The organism is Actinoplanes sp. NPDC023801, from assembly GCF_040639655.1.
Taxonomy (GTDB): domain Bacteria; phylum Actinomycetota; class Actinomycetes; order Mycobacteriales; family Micromonosporaceae; genus Actinoplanes.
On record NZ_JBFAAI010000004.1, the window covers coordinates 64,032 to 79,838 of the forward strand.

12 protein-coding genes and 1 pseudogene are annotated in these 15,807 nt (G+C 70.5%); 10 read left to right on the forward strand and 3 right to left on the reverse strand.

Features of this window, described 5'->3' with window-relative positions:
* Nucleotides 1–41: 41 nt before the first annotated feature.
* Complete coding sequence (locus AB0G04_RS10010; protein ID WP_360979583.1) at nucleotides 42–584, reverse strand: NUDIX hydrolase; 543 nt, start codon at nucleotides 582–584, stop codon at nucleotides 42–44.
* Between the two features lie 23 nt (nucleotides 585–607).
* Between AB0G04_RS10010 and AB0G04_RS10015 the strand changes: the two genes are divergently transcribed.
* Nucleotides 608–1,207, forward strand: a complete 600-nt coding sequence (locus tag AB0G04_RS10015) for a hypothetical protein (RefSeq protein WP_360979585.1) — start codon at nucleotides 608–610, stop codon at nucleotides 1,205–1,207.
* On the opposite strand, the gene AB0G04_RS10020 is transcribed toward AB0G04_RS10015, so the two are convergent.
* Complete coding sequence (locus tag AB0G04_RS10020) at nucleotides 1,177–2,118, reverse strand: DUF2332 domain-containing protein (RefSeq protein WP_360979587.1); 942 nt, start codon at nucleotides 2,116–2,118, stop codon at nucleotides 1,177–1,179. The two genes, AB0G04_RS10015 and AB0G04_RS10020, sit on opposite strands and share 31 nt — an antisense overlap.
* A gap of 205 nt (nucleotides 2,119–2,323) precedes the next feature.
* On the opposite strand from AB0G04_RS10020, the gene AB0G04_RS10025 reads away from it, so the two are divergent.
* The 4 genes and pseudogenes from AB0G04_RS10025 to AB0G04_RS10040 all read left to right on the forward strand — a co-directional run bounded on the left by AB0G04_RS10025 (nucleotide 2,324) and on the right by AB0G04_RS10040 (nucleotide 4,001).
* A complete protein-coding gene (locus AB0G04_RS10025) occupies nucleotides 2,324–2,959 on the forward strand; it encodes a LysE family translocator (RefSeq protein ID WP_360979590.1) in 636 nt (211 codons plus the stop codon).
* A 28-nt stretch (nucleotides 2,960–2,987) separates the two neighbouring features.
* Complete coding sequence (locus tag AB0G04_RS10030; RefSeq protein WP_360979593.1) at nucleotides 2,988–3,161, forward strand: hypothetical protein; 174 nt, start codon at nucleotides 2,988–2,990, stop codon at nucleotides 3,159–3,161.
* Nucleotides 3,162–3,299: 138 nt separating this feature from the next.
* Nucleotides 3,300–3,539: pseudogene (locus AB0G04_RS10035) on the forward strand (methyltransferase domain-containing protein); the annotation flags it as partial.
* 183 nt (nucleotides 3,540–3,722) lie between these two features.
* Nucleotides 3,723–4,001: a hypothetical protein gene (locus tag AB0G04_RS10040; protein WP_360980757.1), complete on the forward strand. Its 279-nt coding sequence runs from the start codon at nucleotides 3,723–3,725 to the stop codon at nucleotides 3,999–4,001.
* A gap of 4 nt (nucleotides 4,002–4,005) precedes the next feature.
* Here AB0G04_RS10040 and AB0G04_RS10045 read toward each other — a convergent pair whose 3' ends face one another.
* A complete protein-coding gene (locus AB0G04_RS10045) occupies nucleotides 4,006–5,679 on the reverse strand; it encodes a DEAD/DEAH box helicase (protein ID WP_360979596.1) in 1,674 nt (557 codons plus the stop codon).
* Nucleotides 5,680–5,833: 154 nt separating this feature from the next.
* Between AB0G04_RS10045 and AB0G04_RS10050 the strand changes: the two genes are divergently transcribed.
* The 5 genes from AB0G04_RS10050 (at nucleotide 5,834) to AB0G04_RS10070 (ending at nucleotide 15,805) form a co-directional block, all read left to right on the forward strand.
* Nucleotides 5,834–6,583 (forward strand): SIMPL domain-containing protein, encoded by a 750-nt coding sequence (locus AB0G04_RS10050; protein WP_360979599.1) that lies wholly within the window; start codon nucleotides 5,834–5,836, stop codon nucleotides 6,581–6,583.
* A gap of 123 nt (nucleotides 6,584–6,706) precedes the next feature.
* Nucleotides 6,707–6,934 (forward strand): hypothetical protein, encoded by a 228-nt coding sequence (locus tag AB0G04_RS10055; protein ID WP_360979602.1) that lies wholly within the window; start codon nucleotides 6,707–6,709, stop codon nucleotides 6,932–6,934.
* A gap of 146 nt (nucleotides 6,935–7,080) precedes the next feature.
* The gene (locus tag AB0G04_RS10060) at nucleotides 7,081–10,800 is read left to right on the forward strand and encodes a hypothetical protein (RefSeq protein ID WP_360979605.1); all 3,720 of its coding nucleotides are present in this window, start codon (nucleotides 7,081–7,083) and stop codon (nucleotides 10,798–10,800) included.
* A complete protein-coding gene (locus AB0G04_RS10065) occupies nucleotides 10,797–12,359 on the forward strand; it encodes a hypothetical protein (RefSeq protein WP_360979608.1) in 1,563 nt (520 codons plus the stop codon). The genes AB0G04_RS10060 and AB0G04_RS10065 overlap by 4 nt, the downstream gene beginning before the upstream one ends.
* A gap of 407 nt (nucleotides 12,360–12,766) precedes the next feature.
* Complete coding sequence (locus AB0G04_RS10070) at nucleotides 12,767–15,805, forward strand: glycosyl hydrolase (RefSeq protein WP_360979610.1); 3,039 nt, start codon at nucleotides 12,767–12,769, stop codon at nucleotides 15,803–15,805.
* Nucleotides 15,806–15,807: the final 2 nt, after the last annotated feature.

Consider the following 15,807-nt stretch of genomic DNA (forward strand, 5'->3'; position numbering starts at 1 on the left):
ACTCGTCCGGGCTCCCGCCTCCCACCGGCCGGCCGGCGGGGTCAGTCGCCCGGCGCCTTGTCGCCGGCCAGGCGGTACAGGGTGAGCGCGGCCAGCGACGGGGCGTCGACGATTCCGCCCGTACGGATGAGAGTGGTGATCTCGGCGTCGCTGAAAGCGCGGTGGATCATGTCCTGCTCGGAGGTCTCCCGGTCCGGTTCGCCCTCGGCCAGGTCCGTGGCCAGGTACACGTCGAAGGCCTGCGTGCAGTAGCCGTACGCCTCATAGAGATGGCCGAGATGAACCATCCCGGCGGCCCGCAGGCCGGTCTCCTCGGCGAGCTCCTGGCGGGCCAGCGCGAGCTGATCACCGCCGGCGCCGCCGGCCCAGCTGCCCTGCGGGAACTCCCAGGCCCGGCGCCCGACCGGGTAACGGTACTGTTCCACCAGCCAGAACCCGTCCCGCCAGCGGGGCAGGACCAGCGCGAAGTCGGGCTTCTCGACGACACCGTAGATGCCGGGGCTGCCGTCGGCGTGGCGGATCTCGTCCTCCCGTACCGTCATCCACGGGTTTCGATAGACGACCCGGCTGCTCACCTGTTCCACGTCGTTGCTCCTCGGAGGTTGCGATGCTGCTGACGGTCACCGGCTCCAGCTGCTCCGGGAAGACCACCGCCGTCCGTGCCTGCGGTCCGGTACCGGGGGTGGTGTGGCACGACTTCGACGAGATCGGGGTGCCGGACGACGCCGGCACGGCCTGGCGGCACCGGTGTACGGAAGAGTGGATCCGGCGTGCGCTCGACTATCAGGACCGCGGCCTGGACATGCTGCTCACCGGCCAGTCGCCGCTCGGCGAGGTGCTGGCCGTCCCGTCCGCGGACCGGCTCGACGGGATCACGGCCTGCCTGCTCGACGTCGACGACGAGGTGCGCCGGCTGCGGCTGCGGGAACGCGGCGTCGGCCCGGACGCCGAACGGGCCTTCCTCGGCTGGGCGCAATGGCAACGGGCGCATGCCGCCGACCCCCGGCACTGTCCGGAAGCGATCACCACGGGTGGCTGGGAGCCGATGCGCTGGGACCGGTGGAGCGACTGGACCAGCGACGACCCACGATGGGCGGTAACGGTCATCGACACGACGGGCCGGTCGGTGGGGGAGTCCGCGGCCGACCTCCGGCGCTGGATCGAGGCACGCCACCGTCAACGCGGACCGAACCAGGACAGGGCCTGACCGTGGCCACGTGCCCAGGCCAGCGGCACACCGTCGAGGGCGACGACGTTGTGCAGCGTCTCGTCGGGTGCCGGCGGCAACTCCGGGAACGCCACCACCTCGGGCGCCTCGACCGAGATCCAGTGGCCGGGCATGGTCCGTACCAGGGCTTCGAAGCCCTTCCGCCGGTCTGCCGGGACCTGGTACAGCACCGACGTGTGGAAGACGACAAGCGTCGCCCCCGGCGGCGCCTGCGCGGCCAGGGCCGGCAGGTCGTCGACGAGGTCACCGCGGACCAGCGCCGGCGGGTCGGCGGCGGCGATCCCGGCGGCGGCCCGCAGGCGTTCGCGGCGGTGGTGGTGCTCCGGCCAGATCAGCGCATCCAGCCAGGCCACATCATCACAATCGGTCACCTGGAGCGGGTTCAGGTCGAGGCCGGCCCGCCACACCACCTCCGGCAGCCGGGAGGGCGGTTCGGTCCCGGTGAGCGCACACTCCAGCACCGGGCCGCCGGCACCGAGCCGCCGGTCGCCGTAGCGATACGAGTACCGGTCCGGGTAGAGCCCCAGGCCGGCCGATGCGCCCACCTCCAGCAGGGCGAGAGGCTGCGGCAGGCTCGCCAGTTCGGGGAGAAGCACCGCGCATCGTCCGGGTTCGTTGGTCTGCGTCGACCTGGTGCAGAGCTGCGCCGCGACGCCGGCCCAGTTGGCGACCGCGAAGTCGTGGAAGGCGTCCGGGTCGCCGACCGGCCCGCCGAGCAGCCGGACCACCCCGAACAGCAGATTCGGCTGCCGCTTCGCCTCCGGAACCGTGTCCAGCAGCGCCAGCAGCTCCGGGTCGCCCGCCACGGCCAGTGACAGGCGCTCGTAGGCGGGGGAGACGCCGTGGGCCTCCCGGGCAGCAAACGCGGCATAGGTCTCAGCGGTCGTCACGCGAGCGATCCTGGCACAGTCGATCAATGCCGGACTCCGCTCGTCCACTTGTGCCATTCCGGCGGCGGCGACGCCGACCAGGGACCGCCAGGGCCGGGGAGGGGCTGCAACGATTCGCCCGCCGTGGCTTCGGTGTGCTGGGGTTCATCACGGCCGCCGGGAAATAGGGCTGTTTCCGGGCGGTCCTGCCCTCTAGGTTGGGCGGATGAGTGTGGAGCGGGTGGCCGCGTTCGCCGCGCTGGCGGCCGTCATCATCGTCATTCCGGGGCCCAGCGTGCTGTTCGTGATCGGGCGGGCCCTCGCCTACGGCCGCCGCGTCGCCCTGATCACCGTGGTCGGCAACACCGTCGGCGCCTATCTGGCAGTGGTGCTGGTCGCCTTCGGGGTCGGGTCGATCGTGGAGCGCTCGCTGATGGCCTTCACCGTCCTCAAGCTTGCCGGTGCGGCGTACCTCGTCCATCTTGGTGTTCAGGCCATCCGGCACCGGCACGCGATGGCCGCACCAGATGCCGGTCCGGTCGTGGCGCGCGGCACCTGGCAGACCATGTGGGAGGGTCTGGTCGTCGGCGTGTCGAACCCTAAGTCGTTCGTCTTCTACGCCGCCGTCCTGCCGCAGTTCGTCGACCGGTCCGCCGGCAGCGTGACGGCCCAGATGCTGCTGCTTGGCCTGCTTTTCACGGTGATGGCCCTGATCTGCGACAGCGTGTGGGGGCTGTCCGCGGCCGGTGCCCGGACCTGGTTCGCCGGTTCGCCGCGGCGGCTGGCCGCCGTGGGTGGCGCCGGAGGCCTGGCCATGGTCGGTCTCGGTGTGACGGTCGCTTTCACCGGCCGGGCGGACTGATCATGGGTATGGAACTCGTCCGCCGCCGATGTCGGGCACCGAACTGCGGGCGCTGCTCGACGACCCGTCGATGGCCGGCGACCTGCTCTACGGCGACGATGACGCTGCCGAGCTGCCGGAACCCGAACTGGACCTGGACCTGGACCTGGACCTGGACCGGGGTGCACTTCCTGCTGACCGGCACCGCCTGGGAGCTGGGTGACAGGGCTATCGGAGCGGCCGTGCTCGGCGGCACGGAGAGGCGGTGAGGCGGTCCTGCTGGCCATAATCTGAGCCGGTGACTTTGGACCGTGAATTCTGGGAGAACCGCTGGTCATAGGTGCTCGGCGAGCACGTCGGCATGGTCGCGGCCCGCCCGCCCCTGCTGGCCGAGGCCGCGGACCTGACACGCGGCCGGCTGCTGGACGCGGGGTGCGGGCACGGCGCGGAGACGCTCTGGCTCGCCGGGCACGGCTGGCAGGTCACCGCGGTCGACTTCGCGGCGTCCCCTCGACCACGCCCGGAGCCGGGCCGGCACTCTCGGCGCCGACATCGCGGGACGCATCGACTGGTGCGGCGACCTGACTACCTGGACTCCACCGGCGCCGTCTTCGACCTGGTCGTCGATCACGTTGTCGTCCTCCACTGCCCCGCTGACCTGCCTGTCCTGTTCGCCCCGCAATGGCCCGCAAGCTGGCACGCCGAACGGTTTCGGAACAGACGGACGGGGACATCGCACCGTCAGGCCGTTCACCGACGGGCCGGCGCGTTACGGTTGGGGTTTATGACGACCTATTCCGGTCCGGCGAGGCTGACCCTCGTCGACGGCACCCGTGTGTCCGGCATGGCCTCACTCAGCACCAACCAGCGCGGCGGCGTCGAAGGATGGGGTGGAACGTTCCGCCCCGACCGGGCCGACGACGACATCCGCAACGCCGGCGACGGGCTGACCCTCGAGCTGCCATACGACCAGACGGGGCCGGTGGCCGTCACCGGCGTGCGCAAACTGCTCGCGACGCAGATCCTGGTGTCGCTCGCCGGTAGCGGCCCCGCGCCGTTCTGAGCCGCTACCGTACGAAACGTTCCCGTCGGACCGTCGGCCGGCGACCCCTGATCGTGGCACGCTGCATCGCCGCGATCACCATGTCGGCCGCCGGTTCCGGGACCTCCACCAGCGAGAAGCGGTCAGTGATCTGAATGGCGCCGATGTCGCGGGAGGCCAGCCCCGACTCGCCGGCGATCGCGCCGACCAGGTCCTGCGGACGCAGCCCGGCGCGCCGGCCGATGCCGAAGAACAGCCGGGCCACCGCCGAGTTCTGGCCGTGCTCGCGGCGGCCGGCCTGGCGGGGTTCACGGTTCTGCGGGGTACGCCGTTCCGGCGCCACCGACGGGGTGGGGATCTCGTCCTCGTCGCGGTCGCCGCCGGCCGCTTCGTGCAGCAGCTTCACCGCCGCGAGCGCAATGTTCTCGACGTCGAACTCGTCGCTGAGCGAGTCGAGCACGACCCGGAAGCGTTCCAGGTCGTCGGTCTCCAGGCTGGCCTGCAACGCCGCGCGGGTGATCTCGAGCCGCCGGGCCCGCAGATCGGTGACCGTCGGCAGTTTCTCCAGGGTGATGCGCTGCCCGGTGAGCCGCTCGACGGCCTTGAGCATCCGCTGGTCGCGCGGCTCGGCAAGGGTGATCGCGGAGCCTTCTCGCCCGGCCCGGCCGACCCGGCCGATGCGGTGCACGTACGCCTCCGGCGCGACCGGCAGGTTGAAGTTGATCACGTGGGTCAGCTGTTCCACGTCCAGGCCGCGGGCCGCCACGTCCGTCGCGACCAGCAGTTCGGTGGTGCCGGCCCGCAGCCGGCCCATCACCCGGTCGCGCTGGTCCTGGCTCATGCCGCCGTGCAGCGCCTCGGCCCGGTATCCGCGGCCGTTGAGGGTCTCGGTTACCTGGTCGACCTCCTCCCGGGTGCGGCAGAAGACGATCGCCGACGTCGGTGCCTCCACGTCGAGGATGCGCCCGAGCGCGGCCGAGCGGTGGGCACGGGCGACGATGTAGGCGCTTTGCCGGATCAGCGGGACCTCGCCCGGCGCGACGACCGTGCGGCCCATCGTGATCCGCACCGGCTCACGCAGGTGACGGCGGGCGATGCTGTCGATGCGGGGCGGCATCGTCGCGGAGAACAGCACGGTCTGCCGCTCGGTGGGAGTCTCCGCGAGGATGGCCTCGATGTCCTCGGCGAAGCCCATGTCGAGCATCTCGTCGGCCTCGTCGAGCACGACGGTGCGTACGTCACCGAGCCGAAGCGTCTGCCGGTCGATGTGGTCGAGCACCCGGCCGGGCGTGCCGACGACCACGTCGACGCCGCGGTCCAGGGCCTGCAGCTGCCGCCCGATCGGCTGCCCGCCGTAGACGGGCAGCACCCGCACGCCGAGATCGCGGCCGTACCGGTGGACCGCCTGCGACACCTGCTCGGCGAGTTCCCGGGTCGGTACGAGGACAAGCGCCATCGGACCCGTACCGCGCTTGTCGGCGTCCAGCAGGTGCAGCAGCGGCAGCGCGAATGCGGCGGTCTTGCCGGTGCCGGTCGCGGCCTGGCCGACCAGGTCGTTGCCGGCCAGCAGTGGCGGGATCGCCTCCTGCTGGATGGGGGTGGGTTCTTCGTAGCCGAGGTTGGTGAGTGCGCGAAGCAGCTCCGCCCGCAGCCCCAGTCCGGCAAAACCCGCTTCGGACTCGAACGGATGTGGTTCCATGCCGTCAACTTTAGGAGAACGTTCCGTCCGCGTCGTCACGGCCCCGGCCGGGTGCCCCAAGTGGCGCGCCCAGGAGGGGAATCCGCGCGAAATCAGCCACGAATCATTTTCAATGCCCTTAAATAGGTGCAAAAGCTCCGTCAAGGGTAGGAAAATGAATCACTCACGTGTCGCAGTGCCCGCGTTCGCCGTACTGGCCTCACTTGCCGTGTTCTCGCCGGCTCCGGCCGTCGCCGGCCCGGCCGGGGCCGCGGTGACCTCTCGGGTCGCCGAGGATCCCCGGGAGAGCATCACGGTCAACGGGACCGGTGAGGCGTTCGGGGAGCCCGACATGCTCACCGCCGACTTCGCGGTCGAGGCCACCGGCGCCACGGTGAAGGAGGCCCTTGACCGGGCCACCACGGCGGCGAACCGGATGCGGGACTCACTCCTCGGTTCCGGTATGGCCCGGGCCGATCTGCAGACCCAGAACGTCACCATCGGCTCGACCCAGAAGGACGACGGGAAGATCACCGGCTACACGGCGGGTCAGGGGATCACGGTGACCGTCCGGGACCTCTCGCGTGCCGGGACACTGATCTCCGCGGCCATCGAGGCCGGTGGGGACGCGGCCCGGCTCAACAACGTGTCGTTCGCGGTCGAGAACGACGACGCCCTGCTCGCCCAGGCCCGGAAGGCAGCGTTTGCCGACGCCCGGGCGAAGGCCGCCCTCTATGCCGGCGAGGCGGGCCGCCCGCTCGGCCGCGTGGTGCGGGTCGCCGAGGAGGCTCCGAGTTTCGGCGGGTGGGGCGGCCAGAAGACGACGCTCGCCGCGGCGGACGCGATGCTGCCGATCGAGCCGGGCCGCCAGCGGCTCACGGTGACCGTCGTCGTCGAATGGGCACTCGGAACCGCCGCGGCCTGACACGACAACCGCGCCCGGTTCCTTGCCGGCGCCGGCCTCGCCCTTTGCCGTCATCGCCGGTCGCCCCGCCGATGGCGGCAAATTCGGTCGCCTCCCCGGACACCCCGGGGAGAGGATGCGCCGATGAGCAATGCCCCAGAAGGATTCACCTACCGGCAGCGCAAGAACGGCGACGTCGAGATGCTGCACCACGGCCGCCCGGCCGGCGTTCTGCGCGGTGCCGCCGCGGCCCGCTTCCTGGCCGACGTCGAGACCCAGGACCCGCAGGAGCTGATGGCGCGGCTCACCGGCAACTACCGGCACGGCAACGAGCGCACCGCCCGCAACCACCCCCGCAACCGCAGCCGATAGGTCCGCGCGCCCTCAGCCGTGCGGGCGAGAACGGATGAAACCGCTGTCGCCCGGCCGGAACGGCGCCCACAATGGAGGCCGGCCATCGCGGGACGGCCGATATGGTGTCTTGACGTCGGCTCTCCTCCGGACGGACTGTGACCAGCGTGCCGAGTAACGAAGCGGAAAATGACGGTGACCCGGCCGGGTCCGATGCTCTACTCGCGACCATCGCCGCCGGGCGGGCGGTCCTCGTGCTCGGGCAGCGGCACACCGCCGGACTCGTCGACGAGCTGATCCGCGACGTCGCCACCCTCGCCGGCACCGCCGAACGGCCCACCCTGCAGGAACAGTTGCAGGCGTTGGAGATGCCGAGCCGGATCGACCAGGTCCGCCGGGCCGTGGCCCGCCACGAACCCGGCGAGGACCTGCTGCGGATCGCGAAATGCCCGTGGAGCATGACCGCGGTGTCCGCCGTCGACCCTCTGCCTATCGACGCGTTGAACCAGGTGGGCGGCGACTCCGGCCGGCGGCTTCGGGTGCTCTTCCCGTCGCAGGCCAAGTCTCTGTCGGCGTCGGCCAACCCCGCCGTGCTCACTGTCGTACGCCTCTTCGGCTCCACCGACGAGCAGGTGCCGGCCAACCTCCCCCCGCTCAGCGCGATGGCGCTGCGCCAGCGCCGGACCTTCGACGTGGCACCGTTCCTGCAGCAGCTGCCGTTCCTCGCCGCGTCCGGCATGGTCGTCATCGACGGCGTCGGCGCCGACGACTGGGTCCCGATCGACACGCTGGCGCTGGCGTGCGGCTCGTTGCCGGCCGGCACGGTGCACTGGTTCCTCGGCGACGAGAAGCCGGCCGACCCGGCCGAACTCGCCGAGTTCGGCGACGCGCTCGTGGTGCACGAGGGGTCCCTGGCGGGATTCCTGCGCGACACCGCCGCGACCGATGCCGGCCGCAAGCTTGCCGACGCACAGGCGGCCGCACTCTCCGCCGACGATCATGTCATCTCGTACGGGCGTTCCGGCGAGACCAGCCGCATCGTGCTGTCGGCCCAGGAGTGGCGCAGCATGGCCCAGTCCGTGGTCATCCTCGACGACGCCGCGACCGCGACTCCGCAACCGCTGTCCCCGGACGAGATGCGCACCGAGTTCCGGCGCTTCCTGCGCGGCACCCAGCGGCCGCCGGACTGGTCGGCAATCGTGCGGGGATTCATGTTCCAGCGGCACATCACCACGGAGGTCACCGAGGCGGTCGAGGCCGCGCTGACGGTGATCGGCTCGGTCAACCCCGTCGAATCGACCGAGCAGTACTCGGTCAACTACTCGCGCCGCCCGATCCTGCTGACCGGGCCGCCCGCCTCCGGCAAGAGCCGCATCCTGCACTGGCTCGCGGTTCATCTGCGTCAGCGCGGCCATGTCGTGCTGTACGTCGCACCGAGCGCCGGCCGGCTCAAGGTCGAGGCGATCAAGCAGGTGTGCCGTGTTCTTCAGTCCCGGGGCGCGCCCGGCGTGGCCGTGGTGGCCGACGAACTCGACAACGCCGACTACGTACAACTCGCCGAGGCACTCGCCGCGGCCGGCCGCAACGCGGTGGTCGTCGGTTCCGCGCGGCGCAGCCCGCCGAAAGCCGATCCGGGCGCCGACCCGCGGCAGGTCGGCGACCGCGGACCGGACCACAAATCGATCTCGGTTCAGCGGGAGCTGTCGCCGCAGGAGTCCACCGAGTTCAGCGACTACCTCGTGGCCCACGGCGAGCGGACCGACGGCCTGACCCCTGCCATGATCGGCGACCGGTATTTCCTGCTGCTGCTGTACCGCCTCCTGCCGGACTCGCGGGGCAACATCCACCTCCGGTTCGGTGACGCCTACGACCGGCTGGCGCGCGCACTCGACGCCGTGGCCCAGGCGCCCGACGACCGCGGCGGCGACAGTGACCTGCAGCGCCAGCTGAAGGCCGCGGCCAGCCAGCTGTTCCCGGACGTCGACTTCGACCGGGACCCGGCGAGCCAGGCGAATTCGCCGTTCGCCTACAGCGAGGCAGCCCGCGACGCGCTCGACCTCGCTCTGATCTGCGCCCGGCTGAAGCGGCCGATCCCCGTCGACCTGCTGCTGCGTGCCTTCGGCACCGACTTCATCCGGCAGTACGCGGCACTGAGCCGCCATCTCGGCGACTCCGAGCTGATGTTCGAGTCGGTCGACCAGTCCGGCATCCCGGTGCTCGACACCGACCACCACGAACTCGCCAGGCTCGCGCTCGAGGTGGTCCGGCCCTCGGCGCCGCACCAGATCCGGGCACTGGGCCCGCTCGTGGACGCGATCCAGTGGCGGGAGAGCAACTTCCCCGGCGACGACCCCGATCAGGACTATGCCATCGAGTTGTTGCGGCTCGTCGGTCCCCGCGGCACGTACGCCGAGGACTATTCGAGTCCCGGAAGCCTCGAGGAACTGGCGCGGCTGCTCGAGCGGATCCGCCGGGACTTCCAGGCCCGCATCCCGAAGCTGCTGCTGCTCGAGGCCCAGGCACTGCGCCTGCTCGGCGACCGGGACGCCGACTACAGCGAGGCCCTGCGGTACGCCGCCAGCGCCGTGGAGGTTCTGGAACAGGCCGAGGAGGTGCTGCTGAGCCGGCCCGCCTCCGACACCCGCAACGTCGAACTGCACAACCTGCTCACCACCCGCGCCGCCGTGCACGGCTACAAGATCGGAACACATCTGCGCCGCCTGGAGGCGGTGCATCAGCAATCACCGGGATCCGCCGAGGAACTGGCCGTCCGCGACGCGATCGAGGACGAACTGGATCTGGTGAACCTTTACGTCGGGCGCACCCGGGCGCTCGGCCGCGCCAGCTTCTTCCCGCTCGACGTCAACTTCTGGACCCTGCGCGATCTCGTCAACCAGGTGCCCGGACTGTCCGAGGTCGACCGGATCGACTTCATCGCCCAGATGGCCGCGATCCTCGACACGGCGGTGGAGGAACCGCTGGAGCCCCAGCAGGTCGACCGTTACCGCAAGCGCCGGATCGAACTGGCCGAACTGGACGGCGACCACGCGGTCAGCACCGAGCTGGCCGACGAGATGCTGCGCAACGGCAATTTCTCCGGTCACTGCCAGATCATCAGATCCCAGGTGTACGACCCGAGGACTCGCCGGGCCCGGTCCCCGGCTGCCGCTCAGGAAGGCCTGGAGCGGCTGCTCGCGCTGGACGGCAACGTGTGGCGAAGCCGCGCCGCCATGGGCCTGGCGCACCACCTGTGGATGAACGCTCACCTGCCGGGCGGCCAGGTCGGTGGCGCCGACCCGGTCTACGCCTCGTGCACCCGCGAGGAATGGACCCAGTGGAGCCGCATCCTGCGGGCGCGGCTCAGCTTCTCCGAGGACGAGGACAGCGCCTTCGTCACGTTCTGTCTGGCCTGGGCTCTGTTGCAGCTCTCGGAGACCCACGAGGCCCTCAGCCAGATCGCCGGTCTGGAGGCCAACTCGGCCGGCAGCCGCCGCCGGGTCGGCTGTCTTGTGGTGCTCTCCGGTGACGACGGCCGCCCAAAGCAGTTCCGGGCTGTGGCCCGCCGCCGGCAGGGCCCGCTGTGGATCTGTTACATGCCGCAACTCCTGACCGAGATCCGGGTGTCACCCGCGGTTCTGAGCACGGCGGCCGACCTCCAGGTCGGCATGGAGATCCCGATCTATGTGGGCCTCAACTATCGCGGACTGCTCCCGTGGGACGAACGGACCAGGTCACAGCAGTCACCGCCGGCCAACGGTCCGCGCGGCAGGGAAACGCGCGGCCCCGGTGAACCGGCCCGCCCGCCGTCCGGCCCGCCTTCCGGACAACCACGACCGGCCCGGCCGTCGCCAAGCATGATGCCGCCGCGCCGCCCGCAGGCCCGATGAGGCAGACGGAATGGGCCCAGCGATACCGGGAGCCCGGAACCTGGCGGCGCGAGTTCGGTCCGGAGACCGCACCGGTTCCGGTGGTGGCCGCGAGTCCGGAACTCGTCGAGGCCTGCGGACTGATCGACGACCTGATCCGTGGCGACCCCCGATTCGTTCTCGTGCAAGCGCCTTGCGGAAGCGGCAAGTCGACACTGATCGCGGCGGCATTGGCTGCCTTCGACGAGGACGAGGTCGCGTACGAGCAGATCCAGATCGGCCACGACCACGACCCGGGACCTCTGATGAAGAGGCTGAGCACCGGCAACTGCGACGCCATCATCGTGGTCGACAACTGCGACGACCTGACACCGGCCACACTGCAGAAACTCGTCAAGGAACGGGCGAAGTGCCGTGGCCTGCTGCTGACGGCCACGAAGGTCAAGGCGGAGATCACCTCTTTGCTCGACGGTGAGCACGACCGCTACCTGAGGGTGCCGCATCTGCAGGAACGGCCCGTGGACCTTCTGATGGTCACCGCCATGATCTGGGAGGAACAGGTCGGGCCGCCGCTCGCGGAGGCATGCGACGAGTCGGCCACCGAGGCCATCCTGGGCGGGCCTTACGCCAGAGGCGCCTGGTCCATCGAGGCGATCCTGACTGGTGTCGCCGACCTGCTGCAGATCAGCGGGGATCTGGCCGACGGACGGCTGCAGCGGAAGATGACCTCGGGGGACCTCTTGCCGCACGTGTTGCAACACGTCCGCGAGCAGATCACGCCGACCGTCGTCGCTCCGACGGACGCCGTGGTGGTGGTCGAGGGCGAAACCGATGCGATCTACCTGGAGGCGGCGGCCGCGGTCGCGCTGACGGACCGGGAGTGGCGACTTCTCGACGGTCTGCGGATCGAGTCGCCACCGGGTCGCTCCGGCGGCGGTGACGCGGTCGTCTACCGGCTGCTCAATCTGCATCAGGACGGGGTCAGCGGGCTCGGCCTGTTCGACCGGGACAGCTCCGGCGATGCCGCGTACCGCCTGGCCGGACAGCACAAGGACAAGATCAGGCGCTACCTGCTGCCGGCCAGATTCGATCCACTCAAACGCGACGAGCAGAGCGCGATCCTCGAGATCGAGGACCTGCTTCCCGTCGAACTGCTCGAGCGCTACTACCGGGAACACCCGGACCGGACGGCGGAGGAACGGCACTGGCGTAAGGGCCGGTGGCGAATCGTTCCTCTCGGTGAGGACAAGGGCGAGCTTGCGGAATGGGTTCGCTGCGTCGCGACCTTCGCGGACCTCGAACGTTTCATGTGGCTTCTGGCACAGATCAGGCAGGAGCTCAAACTGCCGGTGCCGCCGACGATGGCGGACAAGGCCTGGATCGCGGGCATGGAGCAGCGGCCGGCGGACGCGAGCGAGCCGGTCATGGACGTGCCGGAGCCGCCGCCGGGGGAGTTCGACGAGCCGTCGCCGCCGGAGTCCGAGCCGCCGCAGGCTTGGACCGAGCCGCCGCAGACTCAGGCCGAGTCACGGCCGCCTGAGTCTGACCCGCGGCCTGAGTCCGGCCCGCGGCCGGATTGAACCGGGTCGCTGTCGTGTCCGGCGGACGGCTGCGGATCACCAGGAGGAGCGCCGTGCACGCGCAGGATGCTGTGGCGCCATCATCACCACGGAGATCTACATGTTCGGCGAGCTGGCCTCCGACGGCCGGCTGCGCCGCGCCATCCAGGTCACGCGAATGATCTCGTCCGGGTAACCGGGCCGCGACCGCCCATCGCATGCCGCGGTGGGCGGCGCGGCCCGCCCTGAGACGATTTCCGCCAGGTATCGAAAGATTGCCATCAGTAACTGGTTGGAAACATTGACCGCAGTGTGTGGTTGCCGTTAGCGTCTCGCCAAGAGAGCGCTCTCACGCTCTCGCCATCCCCGTATACCCCCCCGCTTGCGCGACTCGACGCCGCGGCTCCATCCCCATCGGAGGCATGTCCATGGGTTCATCTGCCATACCGGCATCCGGCGGTCACCGGACCGGCTCCCGCCGTACCAGGCTGGCCGGCCTCGCCACCGCCGCGCTGGTAGCGGTCGGTTCCGGCGCCCTGGCCGTCGTGTTCACCGGCACGGCCAGCGCCGGGACGATCGGCGCCGGCAGCTACACCGAGACCCTGCCGGCCGGCGCGAAACTGCCGTCGGGCTGCGGATCGGTGTCGACCAACCCGCGCGAGAACGTCACCGCGAACGCGCCCAAGGGTGCCGTCCCCACCAACGACTGGTGGTCGTCGCTGCTGTTCAAGAAGGGCGACGACTGCAACTTCTCGCAGGCCCTGTACGCCCACCCGGTCGCCTACCGGCCGTCCGCGACCGGCCTCGGGCTCTCCTACGAGCAGACCCCGGCGATCAGCGGCAGCCCGACCGGCCTCGGCGAATACCATTTCCCGTACGCCCAGAAGGTCGTTGCCGGGGTTGCCGGGTTGAACGCGCCGAAGGCGCTTGTCGACGGCTGGACCGACTGGACCGTCACCCCGTCGTGGACCGACGGCACCCGCACCCTGAAGGCCACAATCGGTCACGGCCTGCCGCTGTCGTACTACCAGGTCACCGGCGGTGACGCGCTGCTGAGCGTGACCGGTCCGCCGACCGCCTGGCAGAACAGCGGTAACCGGCTCGGCTTCTCGATCGCCGGCCAGGACTACGTGGCGTGGGCGCCGTCCGGGGCGACCTGGAGCGCGAGCGGCAACACGTTCCGCTCCAACCTCGCGGGCAAGGGCTACTTCACCGTCGCCGTCCTGCCGACCACCACGGCCAGCAGCACCGCCGACAAGATCGCGCTGGCCGACTCGTGGAACCAGTACGCGCACAACCACGTGACCGGCACCCGCGTGTCGTACTCGTACAACCAGGGCACCGGCACGGTGAACACCACCTACGGCTTCACCACCACGGCACGCGAGGGCAGCGGATCGGGCACGGTCATCGCGCTCTACCCGCACCAGTGGCGCTACCTGACCGGATCGACGCCGGCCTCGCAGACGTACGTCTCGCCGCGCGGTCGCATGAAGATCGTGACCGGCACCCAGTTCCAGACCACGATGAAGTACACCGGTGTGCTGCCGGAGATCCCGGCCGTCGCCGACAACAGCGGCGCCGACCTCACCACGATCACGAACTACCTGAACGCCGAGCTGAACAACCCGGCCGACTTCCGCGGCGACGACACGTACTGGACCGGCAAGGGCCTCGGCCGCGCCGCCCGGATCGCCGAGATCGCCGACCAGCTCAACCTGACCGCGGTGCGCGACAAGGCGCTCGGCGTCATCAAGACCCGCATCACCGACTGGTTCACCGCGTCGGCCGGCAAGACCTCGCGCGTCTTCTACTACGACAAGAACTGGGGCACCCTCATCGGCTACCCGGCGTCGTACGCCAGCGACGAGGACCTCAACGACCACCACTTCCACTACGGCTACTACGTGGCCGCGGCCGCGACCCTGGCGAAGTTCGACCCGAACTGGGCGTCCGCCGGACAGTACGGCGGCATGGTCGACCTGCTGATCCGTGACGCCAACAACTACGACCGCAACGACACGCGGTTCCCGTACCTGCGTGACTTCGACATCTACGCCGGTCACGACTGGGCGTCCGGGCACGGCGCGTTCGGTGCCGGCAACAACCAGGAGTCCTCGTCGGAGGGCCAGAACTTCTCCAACGCCCTCATCCAGTGGGGCCAGGCCACCGGGAACGCCGCCGTCCGCGACGCCGGCATCTGGCTGCACACCACGCAGGCCGCGGCGATCAACGAGTACTGGTTCGACGTCACCGGCGAGAACTTCCCGAGCCAGTGGGGTCACAACTACGCGGCCATCGTCTGGGGTTCCGGCGGCGCCTACGCCACCTGGTTCAGCGGCGAGCACGCCCTCGTCGTCGGCATCAACATGCTGCCGATGACCGGCGGCCAGCTCTACCTCGGCGACCACCCGCAGGCGGTCCGCGACACGTACGCCGAACTGGTCCGCAACAACGGCGGCGAGCCACAGCAGTGGCGTGACATGCACTGGCAGTACCTCGCCCTCGGCGACGGCGACGCGGCGCTGTCGAAGTTCCGGGCCAGCGGCGGCAACTACACCTCCGAGGAGGGCGAGAGCAAGGCGCACACCTTCCACTGGATCCGTAACCTCGCCGCCCTCGGCACGATCGACAAGACCGTCACGGCCAACCACCCGCTCGCCAAGGTGTTCACCAAGAACGGCGCCAAGACGTACGTCGCCTCGAACATCACCGGCAGCACCCTCAACGTGGCGTTCTCCGACGGCCGCACGATGAGCCTCCCGGCCGGCAAGACGGTGACCGTCGGTGCGCTGAACTGGAGCGGCGGCAACGCCGGCGGGGGAGGGGTCGTCAGTCCGCCGTCGTCCCCGCCGCCGTCCAGCTGCACCACCGGCCCGCTGCTCTCGCAGGGCAAGACGGCCACCGCGTCGTCGCTGGAGAACGCCGACTACCCGGCGAGCCGGGCGGTCGACGGTGACGTGGCCACCCGCTGGTCCAGTGCCTTCGCCGACCCGCAGTGGCTGCAGGTCGACCTTGGCGCCACCCAGACGCTGACCCGCGCGGAACTCGTCTGGGAAGCGGCCTACGGTACGGCGTACACCATCCAGACCTCGACGAACGGCACCAGCTGGACCGCCGCCGCCACCGTCACCGGCGGCGACGGCGGAACCGACACGCTCACCCTCTCCGGAAGCGGCCGCTACGTCCGGGTCAACGGCACGACCAGGGCCACGCCGTACGGCTACTCGCTCTTCGAGTTCCGGGTGTACGGGGCGTGCGGCACCACCGTCACGCCGACGACAGCACCGACCACCGCACCGACGACGACCCCGCCGGCGGCCGGCACCTCGTGGGCGGCCGGCACGGCGTACACCGTCGGGACGGTCGTGACCTACAGCGGGGTGCGTTACCAGTGCCGCCAGGCGCACACGTCGCTGACCGGCTGGGAGCCGCCGAACGCACTGTCGCTCTGGCTGCCCCTGTAGCA